General features: G+C 67.5%; 1 pseudogene. It reads right to left on the reverse strand.

The window, feature by feature from the left end:
- Nucleotides 1-231 (reverse strand): annotated as a pseudogene (locus AC0IW7_RS25095) (precorrin-3B C(17)-methyltransferase); the annotation flags it as partial.

Here is a 231-nt window from a genome sequence, read left to right on the forward strand (position 1 = left end):
GATTGAGCGCCACCCCGCTGCGCGGGTGAATCAGCAATTCGTCGGCGCCGCCATTGGCGTCCGTGCTGATACGAATGCGCAGCTGAGCAGCGCCGGCCAGCGGCAGGCGCGCCTGCTCCAGCCAGGGCGCGTCGCCCTCGATACGCACGTTTTCCCCGCCGCGCAGGGAGGAAACAAAGCGCTTGCCCTGCTCGCTATCGCCCAGCACATAGCCACTTGGCGGGTTGAGCA

Source organism: Pseudomonas sp. AC229, from assembly GCF_979254655.1.